General features: G+C 66.3%; 16 protein-coding genes. All 16 read left to right on the top strand.

Features of this window, described 5'->3' with window-relative positions:
• Window positions 1-259: 259 nt before the first annotated feature.
• The 16 genes from HWY05_RS02740 to HWY05_RS02660 all read left to right on the top strand — a co-directional run bounded on the left by HWY05_RS02740 (window position 260) and on the right by HWY05_RS02660 (window position 23,958).
• Window positions 260-1,261, top strand: coding sequence for a sigma-54 dependent transcriptional regulator (locus HWY05_RS02740; protein WP_035558078.1), 1,002 nt, complete (start codon window positions 260-262; stop codon window positions 1,259-1,261).
• Between the two features lie 49 nt (window positions 1,262-1,310).
• Complete coding sequence (locus tag HWY05_RS02735) at window positions 1,311-1,556, top strand: hypothetical protein (RefSeq protein WP_176057311.1); 246 nt, start codon at window positions 1,311-1,313, stop codon at window positions 1,554-1,556.
• A 520-nt stretch (window positions 1,557-2,076) separates the two neighbouring features.
• Entirely contained in the window at window positions 2,077-4,623 is a 2,547-nt protein-coding gene (gene tssC / locus HWY05_RS38145; RefSeq protein ID WP_208459072.1) for a type VI secretion system contractile sheath large subunit, read from the top strand.
• Between the two features lie 25 nt (window positions 4,624-4,648).
• Complete coding sequence (locus HWY05_RS02720) at window positions 4,649-5,215, top strand: type VI secretion system tube protein Hcp (RefSeq protein WP_035558075.1); 567 nt, start codon at window positions 4,649-4,651, stop codon at window positions 5,213-5,215.
• A gap of 50 nt (window positions 5,216-5,265) precedes the next feature.
• Entirely contained in the window at window positions 5,266-5,676 is a 411-nt protein-coding gene (gene tssE, locus HWY05_RS02715) for a type VI secretion system baseplate subunit TssE (RefSeq protein WP_051980875.1), read from the top strand.
• Window positions 5,673-7,517 (top strand): type VI secretion system baseplate subunit TssF, encoded by a 1,845-nt coding sequence (gene tssF, locus HWY05_RS02710; protein ID WP_176057310.1) that lies wholly within the window; start codon window positions 5,673-5,675, stop codon window positions 7,515-7,517. Before tssE ends, tssF begins: the two co-directional genes overlap by 4 nt.
• Window positions 7,481-8,944 carry a type VI secretion system baseplate subunit TssG gene (locus tag HWY05_RS02705; RefSeq protein ID WP_176057309.1) on the top strand — a complete coding sequence of 488 codons (1,464 nt, stop codon included), beginning with the start codon at window positions 7,481-7,483 and terminating at the stop codon, window positions 8,942-8,944. Before tssF ends, HWY05_RS02705 begins: the two co-directional genes overlap by 37 nt.
• Window positions 8,941-11,649, top strand: a complete 2,709-nt coding sequence (locus tag HWY05_RS02700) for a contractile injection system protein, VgrG/Pvc8 family (protein WP_176057308.1) — start codon at window positions 8,941-8,943, stop codon at window positions 11,647-11,649. The genes HWY05_RS02705 and HWY05_RS02700 overlap by 4 nt, the downstream gene beginning before the upstream one ends.
• Window positions 11,650-11,656: 7 nt before the next feature.
• Entirely contained in the window at window positions 11,657-14,413 is a 2,757-nt protein-coding gene (locus HWY05_RS02695; protein WP_176057307.1) for a DUF2169 domain-containing protein, read from the top strand.
• Window positions 14,410-15,531: a pentapeptide repeat-containing protein gene (locus HWY05_RS02690; RefSeq protein ID WP_176057306.1), complete on the top strand. Its 1,122-nt coding sequence runs from the start codon at window positions 14,410-14,412 to the stop codon at window positions 15,529-15,531. The genes HWY05_RS02695 and HWY05_RS02690 overlap by 4 nt, the downstream gene beginning before the upstream one ends.
• A complete protein-coding gene (locus HWY05_RS02685; protein ID WP_176057305.1) occupies window positions 15,528-16,097 on the top strand; it encodes a DUF3540 domain-containing protein in 570 nt (189 codons plus the stop codon). Before HWY05_RS02690 ends, HWY05_RS02685 begins: the two co-directional genes overlap by 4 nt.
• Window positions 16,098-16,101: 4 nt before the next feature.
• The gene (locus HWY05_RS02680) at window positions 16,102-16,488 is read left to right on the top strand and encodes a PAAR-like domain-containing protein (RefSeq protein WP_035558061.1); all 387 of its coding nucleotides are present in this window, start codon (window positions 16,102-16,104) and stop codon (window positions 16,486-16,488) included.
• Window positions 16,489-16,523: 35 nt separating this feature from the next.
• Complete coding sequence (locus HWY05_RS02675) at window positions 16,524-16,967, top strand: hypothetical protein (protein WP_176057304.1); 444 nt, start codon at window positions 16,524-16,526, stop codon at window positions 16,965-16,967.
• 82 nt (window positions 16,968-17,049) lie between these two features.
• Complete coding sequence (tssK, locus tag HWY05_RS02670; RefSeq protein ID WP_176057303.1) at window positions 17,050-18,621, top strand: type VI secretion system baseplate subunit TssK; 1,572 nt, start codon at window positions 17,050-17,052, stop codon at window positions 18,619-18,621.
• Window positions 18,608-19,552: a DotU family type IV/VI secretion system protein gene (locus tag HWY05_RS02665; protein WP_176057302.1), complete on the top strand. Its 945-nt coding sequence runs from the start codon at window positions 18,608-18,610 to the stop codon at window positions 19,550-19,552. The genes tssK and HWY05_RS02665 overlap by 14 nt, the downstream gene beginning before the upstream one ends.
• Window positions 19,549-23,958, top strand: coding sequence for a type VI secretion system protein (locus HWY05_RS02660; RefSeq protein WP_176057301.1), 4,410 nt, complete (start codon window positions 19,549-19,551; stop codon window positions 23,956-23,958). The genes HWY05_RS02665 and HWY05_RS02660 overlap by 4 nt, the downstream gene beginning before the upstream one ends.
• The last annotated feature ends 5 nt before the right edge of the window (window positions 23,959-23,963 follow it).

The raw sequence follows: 23,963 nt of genomic DNA, 5'->3' as shown, positions 1-23,963 counted from the left end.
CTGCGATTCACCGGTGCAGGGATGGCACATATCGGTTATGCAATTAGCACAATTTCTTTAAAGTTAATTGAAAGCCGTTATGCTTTAGAGCGCATATCGAGGATATGCGAAATGCGTGCGCTAATCCGCCTCCCGACTTCCGATTCAGCTATACGCTATATAAGAAATTGCGGCCTCGCCGCGTTGCTCTACAAGAAAAGAAGTCGTCCGCGAGGCGCTCGCGGACGGCCAAATTTATAGACCAGCTTCCGGGGTGCGCATGGATCCGTTCGTTCGTCTCAATCTGCTAGGCTCGTCCGCGGCAATGCATGCGATGAGACGGCAAATCGAAAAGATCGCCAGCGTGGAAGTGCCGGTCACGGTGCTCGGCGAGACCGGCACCGGCAAGGAAATGGCCGTGCGGGCGATTCATTATCTCGGCGAGCGAAAGCAACGCGCCTTTGTGCCGGTCAATTGCGGCGCGTTGCCGGAAATGCTGGTGGAAAGCGAATTGTTCGGCCATGAACGCGGTGCGTTCACCGACGCGAAACTCGACAGTTCGGGGCTGATCGGCGAGGCCGACGGCGGCACGCTGTTCCTCGACGAAATCGACGCGCTCGGACTCAAGGCGCAGGCGTCGCTGCTGCGCTTTCTGCAGGACGGCACGTATCGCCGCGTGGGTGGAACGCGCATCCGCCAGGCGAACGTCCGCATCATCGTCGCGACCAATGCGAACCTCGCCGAACTGGTCGAGGCGCGTCAATTCCGGCGCGATCTGCTGTACCGGCTCGACGTCGTCACGCTGCGCATTCCGCCGCTGCGCGAACGCGGGGACGACATGGTCGAACTCGCGCAAGTCTTTCTCGACCGCTTGCGCAGCCGCTATTCGCGGCAGGAAATGCGCTTCGACGCCGAGTCGTTGGCGTATCTTCACGCGCATTCGTGGCCGGGCAATGTTCGCGAACTGGAGAACGCGGTCCATCGCGCGTTTCTGCTCGCCGACAGTCATCTCGTGTCGCTCGGCCCGGCAACGGCGTCAGCAGCGGCAGCGGCTGCGATTGCGGCTTTGGCGAGTTCGGCCGACGGCGGCGCCGACGTGCCGCGCGGGTTCAAGACAGAAAAGGCCGCGGCGATTGCCAGCTTCGAGGTCAACTATCTGCGCCGCCTGCTGGAGGAGTCGAACGGCAATCTGTCGCTCGCGGCGCGGCTCGCCGGCGAGGAGCGCAGCGCGTTCGGTAAGCTGGTTCGCAAACACGGCCTGGCCCGTGACCGCTCGAATTGACGGACAGGCCCATCCGGCGCTGTCGGCGCAGTGATCGACGGATCGCATCGTGATCGACGATCTGACGCGAATCGCCGCGCTGCAAATCCTTCGCTATCTGCTCGATCATCCGGCAGCGGCCGATACTGTCGAAGGCGTGCACTTCGTCTGGATCGGCACGGACGCCGCGGCGAATTCGCCCGATATCACGCAGGCCGCGCTCGAGTTGCTGTTCGAGCAAGGGCTGGTGGCGTGCGTGCCGATCGGCAACCGCCTGTTGTGGCGCGCACAGCGCGATTCAGGCGCGTTGGGTTGAGCTGAGCCTGGCGCTATCACTACGCGTTTGGAGCGGCCACGGTCGCCCACTTCGTCATCTTCTTCTTCCGATTTCCCCTCGACGCGAAGCAACGCTTCAGCGTTCGTTCGGTCATTACATCGACTCCACTTTGCTGATCGAGCGCTAGCGCGGGGAGCACGCTCGTCCGCGCTCGACGCTCGCCGGTTCGCGATTGCCGCAGGGTTCGATTCGACCCACAGCGAGGTGAATTTATCCCACCACGTTGTAGGTCGAAAACCCGCTGGATCGATCAGGCGTCACGGTGCCGAAGCGGGTTTTTTCGCACTCGTGCTTGCCATCGTTGTGGGTGAATTCGTACTCATCGCGCGACGCGGTCGGCGGCCGCCTCACGTGGCCGTGAGCCCCACGCAGCAAGGCTCGCGTCATATCATCCGCAAGCTGGCACAAAGCTTGTATGAAGAATGGACGAGAGAAGCATCCGATCAGGCTGGGTCTGGTTCGCCTTCTCTTTCTTAACCGATTGAAGCGAGGCGAGCACATGGGGTTTATAGAGGACGACAACGTCCAGCAAAAGCTGACGCGCGTGCGACCACCGCGCGTCAAGATCACCTACGAGGTGGAGACCGGCGGCGCGCAACGGGCGACGCAATTGCCGTTCATCGTCGGCATCTTCGCGAATCTTTCCGGCGATGCGGGCAGTGCGGATCTGCCGATACCGTACAAGCAGCGCGAGTTCATCGAGATCGATCGCGACAACATTTTCGACATCATGAAAGCGGCCGGCGCGATGGTCGATCTGTCGAAGGTGGCGTTGCCGCCGACGACGCCCGGCGGGGACGTCGAGCACGATCCGACCAAGCTGACCTTCGAGACGCTCGACGACTTCAAGCCGATTTCGGTGGTTAAAAAAGTGGGCCGGCTGGCCGCGCGGAATGCGGCGCGCGCCAATGTGCGGATGCTGCAGGCGCGTGCCGAGATCGACGACGCGCTGGCCGCAGCGCTCGATCGGACTTGTGCGCCGGATCAGGTGCCGTTGCGCAAGGCGATCGCGGATAAGTACAAGTCGGCGCAAACGGCGGGTGCCAGCGGTGCGAATAGCTCAAGCGGTGCTAATGGTGCGAACGGCGCCAATGGCACAACCGGCACAACCGGCACAACCGGCACAACCGGCACAACCGGCACAACCGGCACAACCGGGACAACCGGGACAACCGGGACAACCGGGACAACCGGGACGGCCCAGGCATCGCCGTCCGACGCATGGCGCACGCTCGGCGTAACGCCGGCCGCCAAGCCGCTCTTGCCGCCTACCCAGTTGACACCGGACAACGTGCTGTCGCAATTGCTCGGCCATCTGGTGACGACGCAACCGCCTGCTCCGACCAGTAACAGCGGCGGCACGCGAGGCGGCAACAACACACAAGGCGCCACGCAAACCACGGGTACGCAAGGTGGCGAAGCGGGCGGCCAGGGCGGTGACAACGCACAAGGCGGCGCGGACAACGGCCAAGGCGCCAACACGCAAGCCGCCGGAACCACCGGAACCACCGGAACCACCGGCACCACCGGCACCGCCGAAACCCCGCCCGACTGGGGCGACGCACTCGCCTTGCTCGGCTACTTCAACGACGTGGTGCTCAGCGCGGTCGACGCCCCGCCGGCGCAACAGCAAAGCCAAACGCAACCGCAACCGCAACCGCAACCCGCCCCGGTGATGCACGCGGCGCAGTGGATCGACGCCGCCGTCGTCGATATCGACGGCAAGCTTAGCGCGAACATCGACGCGATCCTGCACTCGGATTCGTTCCAGACGCTCGAAGCGACTTGGCGCAGCATTGCGAACCTGGTGGCGAACACCGAGACCGGCACGATGCTGAAGCTGAAGGTCTTCAACACGCGCCGCGACGAACTGTCGAACGATCTGGAGACTGCCGTCGAGTTCGATCAGAGCCTGATGTTCAAGCTCACGTACGAAGCGGAATACGGCACCCTGGGCGGCAATCCGTTCAGCGTGCTGATCATGGACTACCCGATCGGCAAGACCTTCCTCGACATCGAGTTCCTCAGCAAGGTCACGCAGGTGGCCGCCGCGGCGCACGCGCCGCTGATCGCCGGCGCGCAGCCTTCGATGTTCGGCCTCGACGACTATTCGCAACTCGGCAAGCCGCGCGACCTCGCGAAAATCTTCGAAGGCAACGACTGGATTTCGTTCAACGCATTCCGTCAGACCGAAGATTCGCGCTACGCCACGCTGGTGCTGCCGCGTCTGTTGTTGCGCCTGCCGTACGACTACACCGTCGCGCCGGTCGGCTTCAATTACATCGAAGACATCTCCAGCGACGGCCAGCGCCCGAGCACCGATCCGACCAACGTGAACGCCGATCAGAACGGCGTGAAGTTCGCCGATATCGACTCGGACAGCAAGTTCCTGTGGGGCAACGCGGCCTACGCGCTGGCGCAGCGCATCACCAACGCGTTCGCGCTGTATCAGTGGACCGCGGCGATTCGCGGCGAAGAGGGTGGCGGTCTGGTCGACGGTTTGCCGCTCTACCAGTACCGCACCGATCGCGGTTCGCAGGTGCTGTTCTGCCCGACCGAAGTCGCGATCACCGACCGTCGCGAGAAAGAACTGAGCGACCTCGGTTTTATCGCGCTGTGCCATAGCAAGGGTTCGTCGAACGCGGTGTTCTTTGGCGGCCAGACGGTCAACCAGCCGATCACGTACCTGTCCGACGAAGCCAACGCGAATGCGCAACTGTCCGCGCGTTTGCCGTACATGCTGGCGGCGTCGCGCTTCGCGCATTACGTGAAGGTGCTGGTGCGAAAAAAGGTGGGCGGTTTCCAGAATCGCGCGACGCTCGAAGCGTATCTGAACACCTGGATCGCGCAATACGTGCTGCTCGACGACAACGCGACCCAGGAAATCAAGGCCAGCTATCCGCTGCGCTCGGCGAGCATCGTGGTGACCGAAGTGCCGGGCGCGCCCGGCTCGTACAAGGCAACCATGTTCCTGAAGCCGCATTTCCAGCTCGAAGAACTGACCACCTCGATCCGGCTCGTGGCCGACCTGCCCAAGGCAGGCTGATCGCTCATAACGTTAAGGAACAACGATGGACCTCATTCTGTTGCAGCCGGGCGACTCCGACGTATTCGGCGGCCCGAACAACTGGGACAACGGCGGCAGCCTGATCGACGACACCTGGCGCGACAAGGTGCTCGCGCTCGGCGAATGTATCGAGCTCGTGTCGGTTCACCAGGGCATGAAACAGCAGATCACCACCGACGTCAGCAATTCGGCGCGGACCTCGGGTCGTCCGATCATCACCGAGTTCACCTGCACCAAGTACGTCGACAAGACCTCGGTGAAGTTCTACGAGTATTGCTTGCGCGCACAACCGCTCGGCAAGGGCAAGGCGCAGCCGACCAAGCTGTATATCGCACGCAACTCGGGCGAGCTGACCGGCAACATTCTGACCTTCCAGCTGCGCGACGCGATCATCAGCGAAATCCAGTTCCAGTCGCATCCGGACGACATGCCGACCGAGCAGTTCAAGCTCAACTTCACCGAAATTCTGTGGACGTACACGGTGCAGCGCGCGGACACCATGCCGGCCGGTAATCTCGCGACCGGCTGGTCGATCGCACGCAACCGCCCGATCGGTCAGTTCACCGACTGAACGCGGTCGCACCGCCTGTCAGCTTCCGCTTCATACGAGGTTCACGCTTCATGCGCTATCTGTTCGAACGTCTCGCCGACGCGACGCCCACCTCGGCGGCGCATGCCCGGCCCGTGGATCTGGGCGTGGCCGTCGCCGAGCAGATTCAGCGCATGGTCGCGACGCGTCCGCGCAGCGCCGGCGACGCGAGCGATCTGCTCGGCTTCGGCATGCTCAACGTGGTGGATGTGTCGGCTAACGGCGGGGTCGGCCTGACCCGCTACGCCGCGCGTCTGAAGCGGATGATCGAGCGCTTCGAGCCGCGCCTCGCGAACGTGGAGGTGACGCTCGTGCCCGACGCGAATCCGCTGATGCCGAACCGGCTGCGCGTGTCGGGTGTGTTGCGCAGCGCCGACGCGCAGCCGTTTCGCGTACTGCTCGATGCCGCCACCGGCGCCGCGCTGGAGGTGATGCTGCGATGAAGCTTGCCAATACCACGCTGGCCGATTACTTCAATGCGGAACTGGCGGCGCTGCGCGGCGACGCGGCGATCTTCTCGCGCAATTTTCCGGCGGCGGCGGGCGCGCTCGGTTTGAGTCAGGGCCGTTCCACCGATCCGCAGGTGGAGTTGCTGGTGCAGTCGTTCGCGTTTCTTGCCGGACGTCTGCGCTATCAGCTCGATCTCGGCCAGGCGTCGCTGCCCAACGCACTGACCGATCACCTGTATCCGCATCTGTCGGCGCCGTTGCCGTCCATGGCGATTGCCGCGCTCGACGTCAAGGCCGACGGCGCGAATTTCTCCAAACGCCAGGTGCTCGAACGAAAGCGCCTGATGACCGCGAAAGGCCGCGACATGCGCGGCAATCCGGTCGCGTGCCGCTTCATGACCTGTTACGACACGCCGCTCGTGCCGCTCGAGGTCATGCACATCGATCTGGTGGCGCCGAGCAGCCGCTCGCTCGATCCGGCCGACTGGAAGAACCCGAATCTGCGCTCGGTGCTGAGCGTGACGCTCCGGCGCACCGGCACCGGCACATTGAGCGAGCTGCAACTGGGCACGCTGCGCTTCTATCTGAACTGCGCGCCGAACGACCTGCACACCTTCTACGAGATGCTCGCGCTCGGTCTGGCGAAGATCGTCGCGCAACCGCTCGACGCTGACAACAAACCGTCCGGCGCGCGCCTGGATGTGCCGTTGAGCGCGTTGACCTGGCGCGGCTTCGCGCAGAACGAAGCGATGTTGCAGGTCAGCGCCAATACGCATCCGGGCTACCGGCTGCTGCAGGAATACTTCGCTTTTCCCGAGAAATTCCTGTTCTTCGACGTGGAAGGTCTCGCGTTCACGAGCGGCGCGGCCGCCTTCGAACTGATGTTCATCGGCACGCAGCCGCTCGACGTGGTCGCCACGCTGCCGCGCGATCTGTTACGCCTGAACTGCGTCCCGTTGATCAACCTGTATCCGCAACGCCTCGAACCGATTGCGCTGGATCACACGCGTTACGAATACCGCTTGCAAGGCAACGCCGGGGATCACCGTTATTGCGAGGTGTACTCGCTGACCGAGTTGTACTCGACGCGGCCCGGCGAGCCGCCGCGCACGCTGGCGCCGTATTTCTCGATGGACGATTTCCAGCGGCTGCAATCGCAGCACTATTTCTACATGACGCGCCGCGAGGAAGCGCAATTGGGCGACGTGCAGGGCACCGAGTTGTATGTGTCGTTTCTGGACGCCACCTTCAATCTCGCACGACCCGCGGACGAAACGCTCGGCGGCTCGGCGCTCTGCACCAACCGCAATCTGCCGGAGCAGTTGCGTCAGGGCGATCTGTTGCGGCTCGAAGGCGCGGGGCCGATCTCGGGCGCGTCGATCGTGGGGCAGGTGAGCTCGCATCAGACCCCGCGGCTGATCGGCGCGCGGCCCTGGGCGCTTGCCGCGCAACTCGCGTTGAACCGGCTGTCGCTCGCCGATGGCCAGCACGCACTGCCGGCCTTGAAAGATCTGCTCAAGCAGCACGTCGGCATGCGGGGCGAAAGCGGCTTCAAACAGATCGACGGCATCCGCGACATGCGCACCGCGCGCGTGATGGTGCGCCGTGGCGACGATGCATGGCGCGGTTTCGTCGACGGTTTGCGGGTCGATCTATGGCTCGATCGCGCGAGCTTCGCGGAAGGCAGCGTGATTCTGTTCGGTGAAGTGCTGCGGCATTTCTTCGCGTTGTACGGTGCGGTCAACGCCGGGGTCGCGCTGCGGATCAGCGTCAACGATATCAAGGGAATTTTGCGCGAATGGCCTCAGCTAGTCGGCCTCCAGCCGGTTCTGTAGAAGAACTGCTATTCGATCGGCCCGAACGTATCGACGTGTTTCAACTCGTGCGCCTGTTGCGCGTGCGCGATTCGTCGCGGCCGTCGGTGAAGCAACGCCTCAAGGTGTTGTTGACGTGGCGGCTCATGAGCGGCGAGGCTGACACGCGCAGTTTCGCCGGCTTCGCGCGCCGCTTGCGTTTTACCGCCGATCTGTCGCCGGCGTTTCCGGGTGTCGAGGTGACGGGTTGTCGCCGCCTCGACGCCGCCGATCTGCTGGATACGCCGGGCGGCCGGGCCGCGATGCGTCATTTGCCGGACGGCGCCATGCATGCGCTGCTGAACGAGCCGGTGAACGCAGCGGTCAACGCGCCGCTCGCCGCGACGCTCGGCGCCGCGTTGACCACGGCGCTGACCAGCGTCGAGAACGGCGAGGTGGTCGAGATCTGCACGCCGAACTACAGCGTGGCGAGCGAACTCGGGCCGCTGCCGGAGCCGTTTCTGGAGTGGGTGCGTGACCGTTTGCGCGACGACGACCGGACTTTCGCCGCGTTTCTCGACGTGTTCAATCATCGCATCAACGTGCTGCGGCATCAGTTGAAGGCGACCCAGGACGTCGCGCTCGACTATGCGTTGCCGCAAGACACGTTGCAGGCCGATTTTCTGGCGAGCATCGCCGGCATGGCGTCGCTCGACGCGGAGGCGCAGATCGTGCTGCCGCGCCGCGCATGGCTCGGCATGACTGCGACGCTGGCCGATCCGCGCCGCAGCGCCACCGCAGCGCTCACCGCGTTGCGTCAGTACCTTGGCATGCCGGACACGCAGCTCGAACAACTGGTGGGCGACTGGCGGCCGTTGTCGTCCGCGCAATGGTCGGGGCTCGGCAAGCAGGGCACGCTTGGCAGCGATGCGGTGCTCGGCACGCAGGTGTGGAATCAGATGGCCGGTGTGCGCCTGACCGTGCCCGCGGTCGATTACGAGCGGCTGTGCAATCTGCTGCCGCCGCCGTGGCAGCCGGAAACGCCGCATGATCCGTTCAACCAGACCGCGCCAACCCATCCGCATCACCACCAGAGCGCCGCCGAGGCAGCCGCCGACAACGACGCGCCGCTCAACGGTTACACCGGTCTCGCCGATATGGTGCGACTGCTGTTCGACCGCCGCGTCGACTGCACCGTCGACCTGAGCATTGCCGCGGCGAATCTGCCGGAGTCGCTGCTGAGCGCCACGCCCGGCAGCGGCGTCACGGCGCCGGCGATTCCGCTCGTGACCGCCGCGTTGCCGCCGGGCGTGCGCTATCGTGGCCTGCGTCTCGGTCAGACCGCATGGCTGGCAGTGCGCTCGGAGGCGAACGGCGACGCGGGGACCGACGCAACGTCAGACTCAAACTCGGACCTGCGCACCGTGAGCTACGCGATCGCGGGCGACCCGCAAGGACCCCTGCAATGAGCACGCTCGACACGATCGGCGTCACGCGTATCGATAAGGTCGAGCGGCCCGCGCCGGCCGTCTTCCTGCACGTCGCGATCTTCCTGCCCGGCGGCTACACCGTCGGCGCGGAAACCTTTCGCGCGACGAAAATCAGCGGCCAGGAACAGGTGTCGCAGCCGTTCGAATTCCAGCTCGACCTGCGCGCGAATACGGAAGCGTCGGGTGCACCGATCATGCGCTTCGATCAGTTGATCGGGCGGCCGGTGACGGTCGGCATCGACCGGCCGGATTTTCGGCTCCCTAACGACAGCACACCCGACAGCACACCCGACAGCACACCCGACAGCACACTCGAAGCGCTGACCGGCGCCTCGAACGAACGCTTCGCCGCGGCGCTCGATGGCGGCGCGCCGGACCCGACGCTGTCGCTGTTCAACGGCATCGTCACGTCGTTCTCGATGAGCGAGCCCGGCGTCTACAAGGCCGGCATCAAACCCGCGCTGTGGAAACTCACGCTCACCAACCGCTACCGGATGCTGGTGCAGCAGAGCGTCGCGCAAGCGATCGAAACCTTGATGCGCGAGCACGACGTGACGTTTTCGCTGAACGGGATCGGCGGCAATCACAACCTCGCGCAGACTCGCCTGCAGGACTGGATGCAGGCCGGCGAATCGGACTACGCGCTATTGCAGCGCCTGATGGGCAAGGCGCAGATTTACTACTGCTTCACGCACACCGGCAACAGCCACACGGTGGTGTTCTCGAACCGCGCGCAATATCCGTCGATTCCGTTCGACCGGCCGCTGCGCTACACGTCGACCGACACCAGCGCGCTCGGTCTCGCGCAAGCGGACGTGGTGTCGCAATACACGTACGAGCAGTCGCTGGTCACGACCGGCGTCGAGTGTGTGCTCGCGCGTCAGCAGGAATCGTGGGACGTCGACGCGATTCCGACCTTCCAGACCTTCACGGCCGGCGCCACCGAGCCGGGCGCATTGCCGTTCACGCAATACCGTCAGTTCCAGTACGGCGTGAGCGACTGGCAGGCGCGCGAGACGCAAGGTTTGTCGGAAGCGTCGCGGCGCGGTTCCGCCGAGCGTTTTTCCGGCACCAGCAGTTGCGCGCAAATGCGCGTGGGCCACAACTTCACGCTGCAGATGCCGAAGGGCGGCGCGGCCGGCATGACGATCCAGCCGTCGCTCGACGAACAACGCTTCGTGCTGACCCAGGTGTCGCACGAAGCGAGCCTCGACGGCGACTATCAGAACACCTTCAGCGCGACCGATCCGTCGAGTCTGATCACGCCGTTCTCGATCGAACAGACGCAGCAGGGCTCGCTGCTCGCGATCGTGGTCGACTCGGACGGCAGCACCGCGCCGAAAGACTGGCGCTACTACACGAAGCAGAACTTCGAGATGGTCACGAGCAATCAGACCGATCGCGATGCGAGCCCGTCGACGCTGAACGCGAAGGGCGTCTACGTGAACTTCGCGACCGACCGCGCGGTCAACGCGTCCACCCAGCCGGTGTGGGTGAAACTCGCCGGCCATATGCAGACCGTGCCGGAAGTGGGCGTTACCGTGGTGGTGGCGCGCGCGCAGGACGAGTCCGAGTTGCCGGAGATCCAGAGCATCGTGCACGCGAACGGTTCACGCGTGGTCACGCCGTCGGGTTGGACCGCGAACACCTCGGTCGGCAACAATTATTCGACCTCGTACAGCGATAGCAAGAGCATTCGTTTCGGGGCGTCGTCGGATGTGACGGACAGCACGCTCGACACCGCGATCGATACGGTCACGAGCGCGTATGCGAGCGGGCAGTATCGCGACGCGAGCTTCTCGCAAGGCGCGAGCTACAGCCATGCGACCTCGGAAAAAAAGGAGCAGGGTCTGCTGAGCCAGTCGTATTCCTACGGCAGTAGCTACGGGCATAGCTGGGCGTTGCAGCAGCAGAATTTTTCGGCGGTCGGCAGCACGTATAACCAGAGCGTGGTGGGCAAGTCGAGTCCGGATGCGGTGCAGCCGTCACCGTCGCCCGATCCGGGAGCGGTCAGCGTCAGCGTGAACGACGTGTTCGGCGACACCTACGGCAGTTCGTCCAGCACCGGCAACGTGACGAATCTGAGCACGGTGACCGGCAATTCATCGTCCGAGAATACGGTGACGGGCATTAGCGCGTCGAAGTCGACGATCACGGAAAACCAGTCGACCTCGCTTACCGGCAAGTCGACCAGCAGCAACACCACCGGCGTCTCGATCAACAGCAATATCACCGGCGAATCGCATGGTACTAACGTGGTCGGCTCGTCGACCGAGAATTCGACCACCGGCAAATCGCACACCAGTTCGCTGACCGGCAGCCAGAACAGCACGAGCGTGACCGGCATGTTGGACACCACCAACGTGACGGGCATCTCGTCGTCGATGTCGATGACTGGCGTGCAAACGTCGACCAACATGGTCGGCGTGTCGAACTCGGTCGACATGCAGGGCGCGGTGAACTCGGTGAGCATGGTCGGCGCGTCGAGCCGCATCAACATGTCCGGCGTGACGTCGGACGTGACGCTGGCCGGCATCCAGAGCCAGGTGACGATCTCGTCGGAGAGTCACACGATTTCACTGGCCGGTCCGGGCTTGCGGATCTCCGAGGAGGCTGCCGTGCCCGAGATCAAGATGTCCAATGCGACGATCACGATCGTCGGCGTGATCCAGATCTACCTGTGAGCCGCCGATGAAAATCGTCAAACCGTTAAGCCTCGGCACGTTGACCCGCTCGTATCAGATTGGCGGCGAGCGGCGTTTCGTCGTGTCGGCGCTGGGCTTTTTTCCGCTCGGCGAGGCAGCGGTCCAGCGGTTCGCGATGGAAAACGAACAATGGCCCGGCGTGCTGAAGACCCTGGCCGCGCAAGGCGTCACGCAGCCGCTCGACGAAGTGCTGCCGAAGTCGCGCGCGGAACTGCTGCTGTGCGGCAATGCGTATGCGCCGCAAGGTAAGCCGGTTGATCGGATGCAGGTGAGCCTGAGCGCGGCCGGCGTCGACAAGACGCTCGACGTGATCGGCGAGCGGGTGTGGCGTTACGCGCCGTGGTTGCGGATCGACGCGCCGAAGCCGTTCGTATCGATGCCGCTCGCGTATACGCAGGCGTTCGGCGGCGCGCACCATCCGGACAATCCGGTGGGCTGCGGCTACGAGCGCAACCGCTTCGCCGCGCTGGCGGGCGTCAATACACGGCCGATGCCGAACCTCGAACTGCCGGGCACGCCGGTGCGGCGTCACTGGGTTCGCTATGCGCCGGCCGGCTTCGGTCCGCTCGCGTTCGACTGGCAGGCGCGTTCGCGTCACGCCGGGCGCTACGGCGCGAAGTGGCTAGCGCAGGAAGCGCCGGGGTTTTCGTCGAGCGCGACACCGGCCTTGTTCCAGCGCGCACCGGTGGACCAGTGGCTGGCCGCGTATCTGCAAGGCGGCGAGCCGTACCGTTTGTGCGGCATGCATCCGCAGCGCGCGGTGATCGAAGGGCAGGTGCCGCCGCTGGTCGCGCGGGGTTTCATTCAGCGCAGCGGCGCGGCGTCGCTCGAAGAAGTCGCGCTCAGGTTCGACACGGTGTGGTTCTTTCCCGATCTGCTGACCGGCGTGGCGATGTATCACGGCGAGACGCCGCACGCGCATTCGCTCGGTTTCGATATCGATGCGGTGATGGTCGGTTACGAGCATCGCGACCGGCCGCGTTCGTTCGCGCATTACGCCGAGGTGTTCGCGCGGCGCACCGATCCGGCGACGGCCGCCGCGCATCTGTTCAATGAGTCGGATCTGGCCGCGGATTTTGATGCGCCGACCCGTATCGCGCGTGCTGCGGCGAGCGCCGCGCGCGCGGACCAGGCGGCTGCGGCGGAACAGGCGCAGCTCGATGCGCAACTCGCTGAGTTTCACGCGGTGAGTGGGATCACGCCCACGGCCGCGATCGTGGCGAAGGCTACGGCCGGGACGGCTGCGACGGGCGCGGCAACTGCCACGGCCACGATGACCACCACGGCCACGACGATCGCCGCCACCGACGCTCCAACCGCGCCCGCCAAGCCGACCCGTTTGCCGCGCCTCGACAGCGTGGCCATCGCCGAATCGGATTTCGACCTTGCGCCGATGCTGGACGGCGCGCGGACCATGATCGCCGAAGCACGCGCGCAAGCAGACCGCCTGCGGGCTTCGCTACCGGAACTGCCCACGATGACCACCGCCACGCAGGACCCCGCCGCGCGCCGTGAAGCCGCCTGGGCGCGAGTCAGCGTCGCGGCCGTCGACCTCGTACCGCTCGATCCCGTGATCGGCCTCGTACCGCCGAGCCGCAACGCAGCGTCCCCGGTTCCGGCCGCCGCCGCCGCACCGGAAAGCACCGGCGTCCCGCAACTCGACGCCGCGCTCGCGGCACAACCCGCGCAAGCGCGCGCCGCACGCCGCGCGAGCTTGCGCTACACCGATCCCGACGGTCCGTTGGCGCCCGACCTCGCGCGCTGGCTCGGCATGCAGGTCGAGCAATGGCATCGCGCCGGCGTGCTGCTTGCGGGCCGCGACCTGGCCGGCATCGACCTGTCGGGTCTCGATCTGTCCAACGCCGATCTGCGCGAAGTGCAACTGGAAAACGCCGATCTGCGCAATACGCGGCTGAGCGGCGCACGCCTCGATCGCGCGGTGTTGAGCGGCGCGCAACTCGACGGCGCGGACTTCACCCGCGCCACGCTGGCTGACGCGAACCTGTGTCATAGCAGCGGCGCGCGGATCGGTTTCGGCGGCGCTGATCTGACGCGCGCGTGGGCGCTCGACGCACAATGGCCGCAAGCCGATCTGAGCGACGCCTGTCTCGATCATTGCCTCGCCTCGGGTATCGGTCTCGCCGGTGCACGGCTGCAACGCGTGACGGCGACCCAGGCGGTGCTGCTCAATGCGAGCGCGCCGTCCAGCGACTGGCAGGCCGCGCAACTGGCGGCCACGGTGCTGATGCGCGCGGATCTGAGCGGCGCGAGCTTCGCCAGAGCGACGCTGCGCAAAACCGTGCTGATGGATGCGAAGCTGATCGATGCCTCGTTCGAAGGCGCGACGCTCGTCGACGTGCCGACGGGCGGCGCCGACGCCGATTGGTCGAACGTACGCATGGCCGGTCTGCGCGCCGAACATTGCAGTTGGCAACGGGCAACACTGCGCGGCAGCGACTGGCGCGGTGCAACGCTCGCCACGTGCGATCTGGGTCGCACCGATCTGTCCGGCGCGCAACTGTCGGACGGCCAGTTCAGCGGCTGTCTGTTCACCGCGGCGACGCTGACGGGCGCGCGTGCCGAGCGCGCGAACCTGTTTCGCGCCGTGTGCCGCGAGGTGAATTTCACCGATGCGTCGCTGGTCGGCGCCTGTCTCTATCAGGCCGACACCAGCGACGCGCTGTTCACCCGCGCCGATTTGCGCGACGTCCAACTCGAAGCGGGCAGGAGGGCGATCGCATGAGCGCGCAGCCGTTGTCCGTTAATGCGCCGATGTCGGCCGCCGCGCTTGCAGTCGCCTTCGCCGCGATCGCGAAGCAGCGCTCGCTCGGCCGTCCGGTGACCGACCTCGATCTCACGCGCGCCGATCTGCGCGGCGTGGACTGGTCCGGCCTGGTGTTCAAGGACGTCTGCCTTGCCGCGGCCGACCTGAGCGGCGCGAACCTGAGCGCCGCCAGGTTCCTGGACTGCGATCTGTCCGGCGCGCGGCTCGGTACGGCGACGCTGATGCGCACCGCGCTGATCGGCTGCGATTGCGCGGCGCTGGAGATGGTCGGCGCCAGCGCGCAGTACCTGACGCTGATGCAATGCCACGCGTCCGGGTCCGACTGGCGCGGCGCGACCCTGCAACAGTCGACGCTATCCGCCACCACGCTGACCGGCGCGCGCTTCGACGGCACGATGCTGCTGCGCAGCGTGCTGTTCGACTGCAAGGTCGGGGGCGCGAATTTCAGCGGCGCGCGGCTCGATCAGGCGGCGCTCGCGAAAACCGATCTGCGCGCCGTGACCCTGAGCGGTCTGAGTGCGGAAACCTCCGTGCTGATGGACTGCGACTTCTCGGGCCTCGCGTTGCCCGCGATCAGTCTGGTGCGCTGCACGCTGCAAGGCTGCAATTTCACCGACGCCGATTTGCGCGAGGCCACGCTGACCGAGGCGAATTGCCGTCAGGCGATTTTCGCGCGCACGCGGGTGGACGGTTTGCGCGCGGAACGTGCGCTGCTGCTCGACGCGCAACTGAGCGACGTCGATCTGTCGCATACCACGCTCACTGGCGCGATGCTCGCGAAGGCGCAGCTCACGCGGGTGCGTCTGAACGGCGCGCAACTCGAACAGACGGTGTGGCACAACAGCCGCCTGATCGACGTGAGTTTCGACGACGCGCGGCTCTCGTACGCGCAATTCGATCATGCGCGCGGCGCGCGCGTCTCGTTCGAGCGCGCGTGGCTCGAACACGCGAGCCTGCACGACGCGTGCTTCGAGCAGGCGTCGTTCGCGGGCGCGCATACGTACCGGATGAAGTCGACCGATACGGCGCTGCTCGATGCCGAGCGCCCTACGTTGCAACTGGAGACCCTTAGATGAACGACGAGTTGCTGAAACACCGGCCGGCGGCGCCGCTCGCACCGCATCTGCAGGAGGCGGCGGTCGCGGTCGAACTCGACAGCGGACGCGTGCTGCTCGACGACGGACGGATCGCGTCGACCGCGCTCACCTGCCTGATCGAGCCGCGGGTCGGCGATGCCGTGCTGGTGGTCGAGCGCGCGGATACGAGCCGCTACATCGTGCACATTCTCGCGCGCAACGCGGAAGCCGGCTCGGTGGAAAGCGAAGCGACGCTGAGCGTGCCGGGCGCGCGGAAGTTGACCATCGCGCAGGCGTCGATCGATATCGTCGCGACCGAACGGGCCGCGTTGCGCTCGATGAAAGACGCCGACATCGTGGCCGCCACCGGCAAGCTGAGCGTCACCGCGAACGACCTGTTCCGCAGCGTCGCGCAGAGCGTGGTGGACGCGTTCAAGGACTACGTGGGCCACGGCGAACACTATCTGCTCGACGTCGATCAACTGCTGCGCCAGCACGGCAAGCAGGTGATGGTCACCGCGGAAAAAGACGTCAAGGTCGACGCCGACCGCATTTCGATGGGTTGATGCCATGTTCGCCAATACCAATCTCGGCGTGCTGAATTTTGCGTTCCCGGACGTGTGCAAACTGCTGCCCATTCCGATCCCGTTTCCGTTTCCGAATTTCGCGCTGTCGTTCACGCATATTCCGTCGGTGTTCAACGTGATCTTCGGCGGGGGTCTTGCGGAAAATCTGATGACGCAAGGCACCCTGAGCCTCGGCGACATCTCGGCAGGCGGCGTGGTGTCGCAGATCGAAATGGGCCCGGACCGGCCGCTGCTCGGCAGCTTCAAGGTGATGGTCGGGGTGATGTTCGCCACCCGCCTCACCACCATGACGATGCAGAACGGCATGCCGCCGAACGCGGTCGGCATGTCGATCACGCCGGCGCAGTTTCGCGTGATCCTGCTGTCATGAGGCGCCGGTGGACGCCGCACGCGAACGGGTGGCCGATGGTCCGCCTGCTGGTCTGTTCGTGCCTGCTGTTCGCAGCGGGCTGTAGCTGGTTCGGTCCGACGAAGACCGCATTGCGCGGCGTGACGGTAATCGCGCAGAACGGCGCGAACAACGCCAGCGCTACCGCGCTCGACTTCGTTTTCGTGTACGACGCGACCAGCGCCGCCCTGCTGCCGCGCACCGGGCCGGACTGGTTCGCGCATCGCGCGGCGCTGTTGACCTCGCTCGGTCCGAAGGTCGACGCCGTGTCGGTGCAATTGCCGCCGAACCAGAGCAGCGCGCCGGTGCCGTTGCCGGCGCGTTACAGGAAGGCGCTGGTGGTCTATTGCTATGTGAATTTCGTGGCGCCCGCGGGCCAGGGCGTCGCCGATCTGACGCAGTACAAGCGCGTGGTGATCACGCTGGGTCCGCAGACCGTCACGTATGACGGCGCGCAGTGATCGCGCGCCTCGCGCCGTTGGAATGTTGAACCGCTGAACCGCCCGTAATGAACATCGTCGCAGCACTTGCCGTATCGAGGAAATGATGACCCAGTCGAGCTCGCCCGTAGACCTGCCGTATGGCATCCAATGGTCGGAAGGGCTGTTGCTGTCTCCGCAGCATCTGCAACAGAACGATCGCTTCTGGCATGCGCAACTGCGCTATCTGATCGAGCGCGCCAATCCGGATTTCGTCGGCGTGCGGCATCTCGAACTCGACGAGGGCTTGCTCGGCAAGGGACGCGTGACGGTGCGCGCGCTCGAATGCGTGCTCGACGACGGCACGCCGATCGTGCTCGACAAGTCCCGCGACCACGCGCTCGAACTCGACGTGAGCGGCACGCTGACCACCACCGGCGACCGCGCGCAGATCGCCCTCGTGCTGCCGCTGCGCGGCGACACGGCGGCCACCACGGGAAGCCTGAACCGGCGCTACGAGTCGGTGCCGGGCACGGCCGCTGTCGATGAAAACACCGGCCGCGTGCCGGTGCTGGTGCCGCGGCTGAAGCCGGCGCTGCGACTCGACACCGGCTGGACGCGCGGCACCAATCTGCTGGCCGGCTGCCCGCTGTTCCAGCTCGAACGCACGTCGCTCGGCACCTATCGCTGCACCGACTATCTGCCGCCCATGGCGTCGCTCGGCGCTGCGGAATTCTTGCGCGACAGGAGCTTGCAGCGCCGGGTCGGCGCGCTGCGCGACAGCGTGCGCATGAAGCTGCGCGAGATCGCGCAGGTCGGCGAGGGCGCGTTTCTGAACGCCGCGATCGGCGACGCTTTCCTTGCACTGGCTGCGCGCCGGCTCGCGGCGATCCTGCCCGATCTCGACGTGCTCGGGCTCGGCACCGACGTCGCGCCGCGCGCGCTGTATCTGTCGCTCGCGCGCGCGGCCGGCGAGATGGCCGCGCTCGATCCGCTGCCGGATCCGCCGGTGCTGCCGCCGTACGATCATTTCGACTGCCAGCCGGGGTTCGATGCCGCGCTCAGCTTTGTCGAAGACCACGTGAAGGCGATCCGTCCGAGTTTCGAGCGCTTGCCGTTCCTGCGCGACGACGGCGGCGAATTTTCGCTGCGCCTGCCGCTCGACGCGGGCGATATCCTGCTGGTCGAAGTGGTGCCGTCGGCCGCGCAGAGCCGCGCCGACCTCGAACGCTGGCTCGAGAGCTGCACGATCAGCCAGCCGCAACTGCTCGATCCGCTCGACAGCCGGCGCATGCCGGGGGCGTCGGTGAAGTCGTCGGACACGCGCCGCAAGGGCCTGAATCCGGCGGGGCTGTACTACGAGATCCGCAACGCCGCGTTCGATTTCGACAACGTGATGCGCAACATGTTTACGCCGGGCGAGACGCTGACGATCCGCGGCGGTGGCCGCTATGCGGCCACGCATGCGCCGGGCGGGATCGTGCTGTATCGCGAGCCGGGCGGCGCGCAGGCGAGCCACGACGCGCGGGGCGGTCGCGAAGGGCGCCATGGCGGGCACAGTACGCACGGCACGCACGTCACGCACAACGACCCGGCGCGGCAGATGGCGCAACCGGCGCAGCAAGGGCAGCAAGGCCAGCCGCAGCCGCCAAGGGCAACCGGCAACGGCGAGGATGCGGGGCATGCACACAACTGAGCGCGAAGCGCTGCGCACGCGGCTGCCGCTCTACACCTATTTCTGCGATTTCTACGGGCTGCTGGTGGAGATCAAGCATGGGCTGGCGGCATTGCCGGCCGGCCATGCCGTGCCCGTGGAACTGACGGCGGCGGTGGTCCACGCACGCCTCGTGGAATGTTTGCGCGAGCAAACCAGCACGGTGCAGCGCGATTGCACGCCGGATCTGCTGCAGATTTATCGCGACGCCGAATACGCAATGGCCGCGCTCGCCGACGAGCAACTGCTGCTCGAAGTCAGCTGGGCCGGCAGCGGCGAATGGCTCAACCTGATGCTCGAAAGCACGCTGTTCGACACGCGCAATGCGGGCGTGCGGTTCTATCGGTTGATCGATAGTTTGCTGGTCGTGGCGCTGCCGACGCAGGCGCACGCCGAGTTGGGACTGGTGCTGCTCGGCGCGCTCGAAGTGGGTTTTCGCGGCGCGCTGCGCGGCGATCATGAAGCGGCCGCGTTGTCGGCCCGCCGTGACGAACTGGTCAAGTTCGTCACCGACGTGCGCGGCGACGACGCCGGCGGCCACGCGTTCGAGCAGGCCTACGAACACACCATCGGCCCGCAGGACCCCGAGCCGGCGAGTTGCCGGCTCGCGCCGCTGTCGCCGTGGTTCAACGCGGCGCGGCTTGCGCTGGTCGCGTATCTGCTGATGTCGGCGGCGATCTGGTTCATCGTGATGCGTCCGTTCACGCAGTTGGTCGCCGACGACCCTACCGCGCAGCGCGTGCGCGCCGAACAGCAGATCGGTAAAGCGGCGTTGGCGGATGGCGAAGCCGGGTCCAGTCCGACCGAGACGTCGGGCGCGATCAGCGCGGCGCCGGGGAGTGCGAACGCGGGTGCAAGTGTGGGTGCAAACGCGGCGGCGTCGAAGCCCACGCCACGGGGAGATGTGTTGTGAGTGCGGTATTCAAAATCTTGCTGGCTATCGGCCTTGTGCTCGGCGTGATCGCCGCGCTGCTGATCTGGCGCGCGCGCAATGCGCCGCGCACGGCCGCCGCCGCGTCGTCGGCGGATGCGGACAATAGCGTCGCGCCTGGCTGGATCAGCACCGCGCTCGCCGCGATCGATTACGCGCGCACGCGTCGCGAGTGGCGCTATCGCATGCCGTGGATCCTGATGCTCGGCGAACGCGATGCGGGCAAGACCAGCTTCGCGCTGTCGGCGGCGGTGCGGCTCGCGCAGTCGAACCCGGACCGGCGCTACGCGTCGCTGCGCATTCCGGGCAGCGCGGTGTCGGTGATGAATCGTGGCGTGCTGATCGATATCGACGGCAGCGTGTCGTCCGAGGGCGCGCATGCGGCGGTGGCGACGAGCGTTGCGGCAACGGGCCAGGCAAGCGCGGGCGCCACCTTAAGCGCCGCCTCAGGCGCATCCGCTGCAAACGTCGCCGCCACCGCCTCCCCGAGCACGCCAGCAAGCCGGCCCGCAAGCCCCGCCGCGAGCGCATCGCCAACCCCGCCCGTCACCACCCGAAACGCGAAGAAAGCACGTTCGCGCTGGGAGACGCTGCTGCGCACGCTCGTCGATCTGCGTCCCGAACGGCCGGCCGACGGCATCGTGCTGACGGTATCGGCGCGCAGCCTGCTGAGCGCCACGCCCGATCAACGGGAACGACTTGCCGCGGACGCCTACCGCCAGTTGTGCGACGTACAGGACGCGTTCCGCTTCGTGCAGCCGGTCAGCGTGGTGGTCACGCAATGCGACCGGATCGACGGCTTTGCGCCGTTCTGGCGTGCGCAGCCCGACGCGCTGCGCCAGCAGATGTTCGGCTGGTCCGCGCCGGTGCTGGCCAGCAACGACACGCCGCAGGACTGGTGTCATGAAGCGTTCCGGGTGGTGATCGAACAATTGCGCGCGTTGCAGATTTCGACCGCGGCCAGCGTGCAAGCGGTCGCGAACGACGTTGACCGCGACGGCATGCTGCTGTTTCCCGCCCGTCTCGAACAACTGCGCACGCCGCTCGCGCAATGGCTCGCGGGCGCGTTCCGTGCGACGCTCGACCGGCCCGGCCACCTGTGCCGCGGCGTCTATTTCACCGGCGACCTCGACGGCGCCGGAGTCGGCGCGAGCACGAACGTCTCGTTCGTGGCCGGCCTGCTCGACGACAAGGTGTTCGCCGAGCGCGGCAACGCGCGCGTGGTACGCGCCTCGGCATGGTCGCGCAATCGCTATCTGCGCGGCTTCCAGGTCGCCGCGCTCGGCGTGGCCGCCGCGCTTACGATCGCGCTGGGTTTTGCCGGCGCGCGGCTTTACACGACGGTCGGCCAGCTTGATCGCGCGCTGGTCCAGTTGCAAACCATCCGCCCATACAGCGGCGGCGTGTGTCCGAGTGCGAGCGAAATCTCGACGGTGCTGATGTCGGTGCACGAACTGAATACGCGCTCATTCGACCTCGCCAATCCGTGGTCCTGGCCGTGGTTCTGGCATCCGTTGCGCGACGGTGCGGCGCAGGTGGTGGCAGGGCGCGTTTTCGCGGGCCTGGTGCTGCCGGGGCTCGGTTGCCAGTTGGCGGTTCGCGCCAAAGCGTTGAGTTTGCGCGGCACGGACGCGCCCCGCATGACCGGCGACCCCGGCGAAGACGCCCGCAACGCGCGCAGCCGCCTGAACCGGCAACTGCGCGAGGTGACCGATCTCGAAGCCGGGCTCGGCACCTTCTACAAGATCGCCGAGCCGTTTTCCGGCGCCTCGACCGAACAGGATGTGGTGCGCTTCGCGAGGCTCGTCAACTTCGCGTACGGACTGCCGGTGTCGCTCGTGATGCGCGACGGCGACAGCGGGTTGCTGGCCGCGTCGCTCAGTTCGGCCTCGACCGATTACCGGCCCGATCTGCCGGAGAATCTTGCCGCCGGCTACCGGAACCAGCTTGCGCAGATGGAAACGGATCTGCGCGACGCGCTGGTGACGCAGGCCGGCTCCGGCCAGCAACTGCTGGTCAATCTGCAGACCGGCCACGGCGACCCCGCCGCGCAGACGCGCCAACTGGTCGCGTGGCTCGCGTGGACGCGCGACAACTGGCTCGGCGCGGTCGAGCAGGAAGCGCAACGCAATCTGTGCGGGCAGATTCGCACCGACCTGCGTCAACAGATCCGTCAACTGGTACTGGTCGATGCGTCGTCGGGACGCTATGTGCCGGGCACCACCGCGACGGATGCCGCGCGCGCGTCACCCTACGCCGCACTGCTGGAGACGACCGCGAGCACCTTCTCCGCGGCCGAATGCGACGACGAGGTCTATCAGAAGCTCGACGCGCTTTCGGTGCCGCCGTATAACCCGCTGATCGTGCGGGACCAGGGTCGGCGCGCGTTCAATGCGTCGTTCATGCAGGAATTCGCCGGTCTTGCCGCGCTGTCGCAACTGCATTTCATGCAGGTCACGAAGCGCCGCACGGCATTCGCGTGCTCGATCAACGGCGCGGGCGCTACTGGCGCGCGTAGCTGGAATGCCGGCCCGCTCGGCGATGCCGCCACCTACATCGACGAATACCGGCGCTTCGCGCAGCGGTTCGGATTTCAGCCGGCCAAGGTGCCGACGTCGTCGGGGGGGGTGTCTTCAGCGGGGCCGCGTCCGCTGTATGCGCAGATCGCCGCCACGCAGTTGGAAAACGCGCTCAACGACGCGTTGCTCGAAGCGCAAAGTCCGCTGCCGCCGGGCCCGGATGTGTGGCCGGCCGCGACGACGTCGAACGCGTTGAGTGCGGTGCCGTTCGACGAACAGGCGCTCGCGCAGGCCAGCCGCGATCTGTCGCGCACGCTCGGGCCGTTGATCCAGGTGGAGCGCGCGTACAGCGAGTTCGGCTTCAGCAAGGGCTTCAGTGCGTTGTCCGGCTGCCTGCAGCAGTATGCGGCGGACCGCTTGTCCACGGTCGGCAGTCTCGCGGTGCAGAGCCAGTTGTACCAGCCGCAGAGCGACACGACCGGCGGCGAATTTTTCGATCTCGGCACGGTGCCGGTGACGCGCGATTACCTCGCGCGCCAGGTCGCACGTTCCCAGGTGCTGGCCGCGTACGCCGCGCCGTTCGCGACGCTTGCGCAAAACTCCGGCAATGCGCCCGCCAACAGTCCGAACGTGCAGACCGCCGCGTACTGGGGCAATTCGATCGCCGAAGTGAACCGCTACGTGCCGTCGGCCGATCCGGCCAGCCAGATGGGACAACTGGCGTCGCTGTTCGTCGACCGGCTGAACGGCATGACGACGCAGAATTGCAACGCGCGTCTGCAGGACCCCGCCAGTTCCACCGACGACGGCGCCAACGATCTGTTCGCCGCGCGTCGCCGCGACCTGGTCAAGGTGGCGCAATCGCTGTGTCAGGGTAGCGACGCCGTGGCGTTCCAGAACCTGTTCTCGCTGTTCGACGCGACGTTAGGCGGCCGTTATCCGTTCGGTCTCGCGGGCGCGCCGGAAGCGTCGCCGCTCGCGGTGCGCGACTTTTTCTCCGTCTATGCGCAACAGAGCGCGGTGCTGCGCGCGCAGTTGACGCGGCTGCCGAAAACGCAGCGCACGGCGGCCAGTGCGTTCCTCGACCAGCTCGACGACGATCAGAAGTTTTTTGCGCAGACGCTGCGCGCCGACGGCAGTCTCGGCGTGCATCTGAATGTCGCCTTCAACGTGCGGCAGAGCGTTGAACGCGGCGCCGATCAACTGGTCGGCTGGATGCTCAGTTCGGCGAACCAGTCGGCCGCGTATCCGAACGGGCAGACCGGACTCGACTGGGTCGCCGGTCAGCCGCTCGCGCTCGATCTGACGTGGGCCGAACTGTCGCGCTGGGCGCCGTACGTCAATCCGGCCGTGCCGAATTCGCCGGATGTGGAAGGCCGCACGGCGACCTTCAGCGCGGGCGGCACGTGGGCGCTGATGCGGCTGGTCCAGCAACACGCAATGGAGCGCGGCGCGGCGGCCGCCGATGGCATCACGTTGCGCTTCAGCGTGCCGGTCGCGAGTGCGGCGAGCGTGGCGGCTGCGGCTGCGGGCGCGGGGGCCTCGGGTACAGCGGGTGCAACCAGTGCAACGACGAGTGCGGGCGCGGCGCGTGCCGCGACGCCGCCGCTGTCGTCGGCCAGCACCGCGCAGTTGTTGATCAATCTGCAATTGCAGGGCGTCGATCCGGTGAGTCATGCGGTTGCGCCGCTGAAACTCCCGGCGTTCCCGACCGGTTCACCCGCGCTGCCGGCGTCGTCGCGGACGTCGCGCGGCGGCGCGGCGAGTGCGCAGATTTCGACCATTCCGTCGATCCCGCCGCTGCCGCCGGGCATGGATGGCCCCGCGCCGGTCGCCAACACCGCGGCAATGTCCCCAGGCAGCCACTGAACGTG

The sequence above is a fragment of the Paraburkholderia sp. BCC1876 genome (genome assembly GCF_902833695.1).
Taxonomy (GTDB): domain Bacteria; phylum Pseudomonadota; class Gammaproteobacteria; order Burkholderiales; family Burkholderiaceae; genus Paraburkholderia.
This window is presented reverse-complemented; position numbering and strand designations above follow the sequence as displayed.

Excerpts from the sequence above, each read along its gene's own strand:
- tssC (WP_208459072.1), top strand. The coding sequence starts at position 2,077 with ATGGGGTTTATAGAGGACGACAACGTCCAGCAAAAGCTGACGCGCGTG.
- HWY05_RS02720 (WP_035558075.1), top strand. The coding sequence starts at position 4,649 with ATGGACCTCATTCTGTTGCAGCCGGGCGACTCCGACGTATTCGGCGGC.
- HWY05_RS02700 (WP_176057308.1), top strand. The coding sequence starts at position 8,941 with ATGAGCACGCTCGACACGATCGGCGTCACGCGTATCGATAAGGTCGAG.
- HWY05_RS02705 (WP_176057309.1), top strand. The coding sequence starts at position 7,481 with ATGGCCTCAGCTAGTCGGCCTCCAGCCGGTTCTGTAGAAGAACTGCTA.
- HWY05_RS02680 (WP_035558061.1), top strand. The coding sequence starts at position 16,102 with ATGTTCGCCAATACCAATCTCGGCGTGCTGAATTTTGCGTTCCCGGAC.
- HWY05_RS02690 (WP_176057306.1), top strand. The coding sequence starts at position 14,410 with ATGAGCGCGCAGCCGTTGTCCGTTAATGCGCCGATGTCGGCCGCCGCG.
- tssK (WP_176057303.1), top strand. The coding sequence starts at position 17,050 with ATGATGACCCAGTCGAGCTCGCCCGTAGACCTGCCGTATGGCATCCAA.
- HWY05_RS02675 (WP_176057304.1), top strand. The coding sequence starts at position 16,524 with ATGGTCCGCCTGCTGGTCTGTTCGTGCCTGCTGTTCGCAGCGGGCTGT.
- tssF (WP_176057310.1), top strand. The coding sequence starts at position 5,673 with ATGAAGCTTGCCAATACCACGCTGGCCGATTACTTCAATGCGGAACTG.
- HWY05_RS02685 (WP_176057305.1), top strand. The coding sequence starts at position 15,528 with ATGAACGACGAGTTGCTGAAACACCGGCCGGCGGCGCCGCTCGCACCG.
- HWY05_RS02740 (WP_035558078.1), top strand. The coding sequence starts at position 260 with ATGGATCCGTTCGTTCGTCTCAATCTGCTAGGCTCGTCCGCGGCAATG.
- tssE (WP_051980875.1), top strand. The coding sequence starts at position 5,266 with ATGCGCTATCTGTTCGAACGTCTCGCCGACGCGACGCCCACCTCGGCG.
- HWY05_RS02665 (WP_176057302.1), top strand. The coding sequence starts at position 18,608 with ATGCACACAACTGAGCGCGAAGCGCTGCGCACGCGGCTGCCGCTCTAC.
- HWY05_RS02695 (WP_176057307.1), top strand. The coding sequence starts at position 11,657 with ATGAAAATCGTCAAACCGTTAAGCCTCGGCACGTTGACCCGCTCGTAT.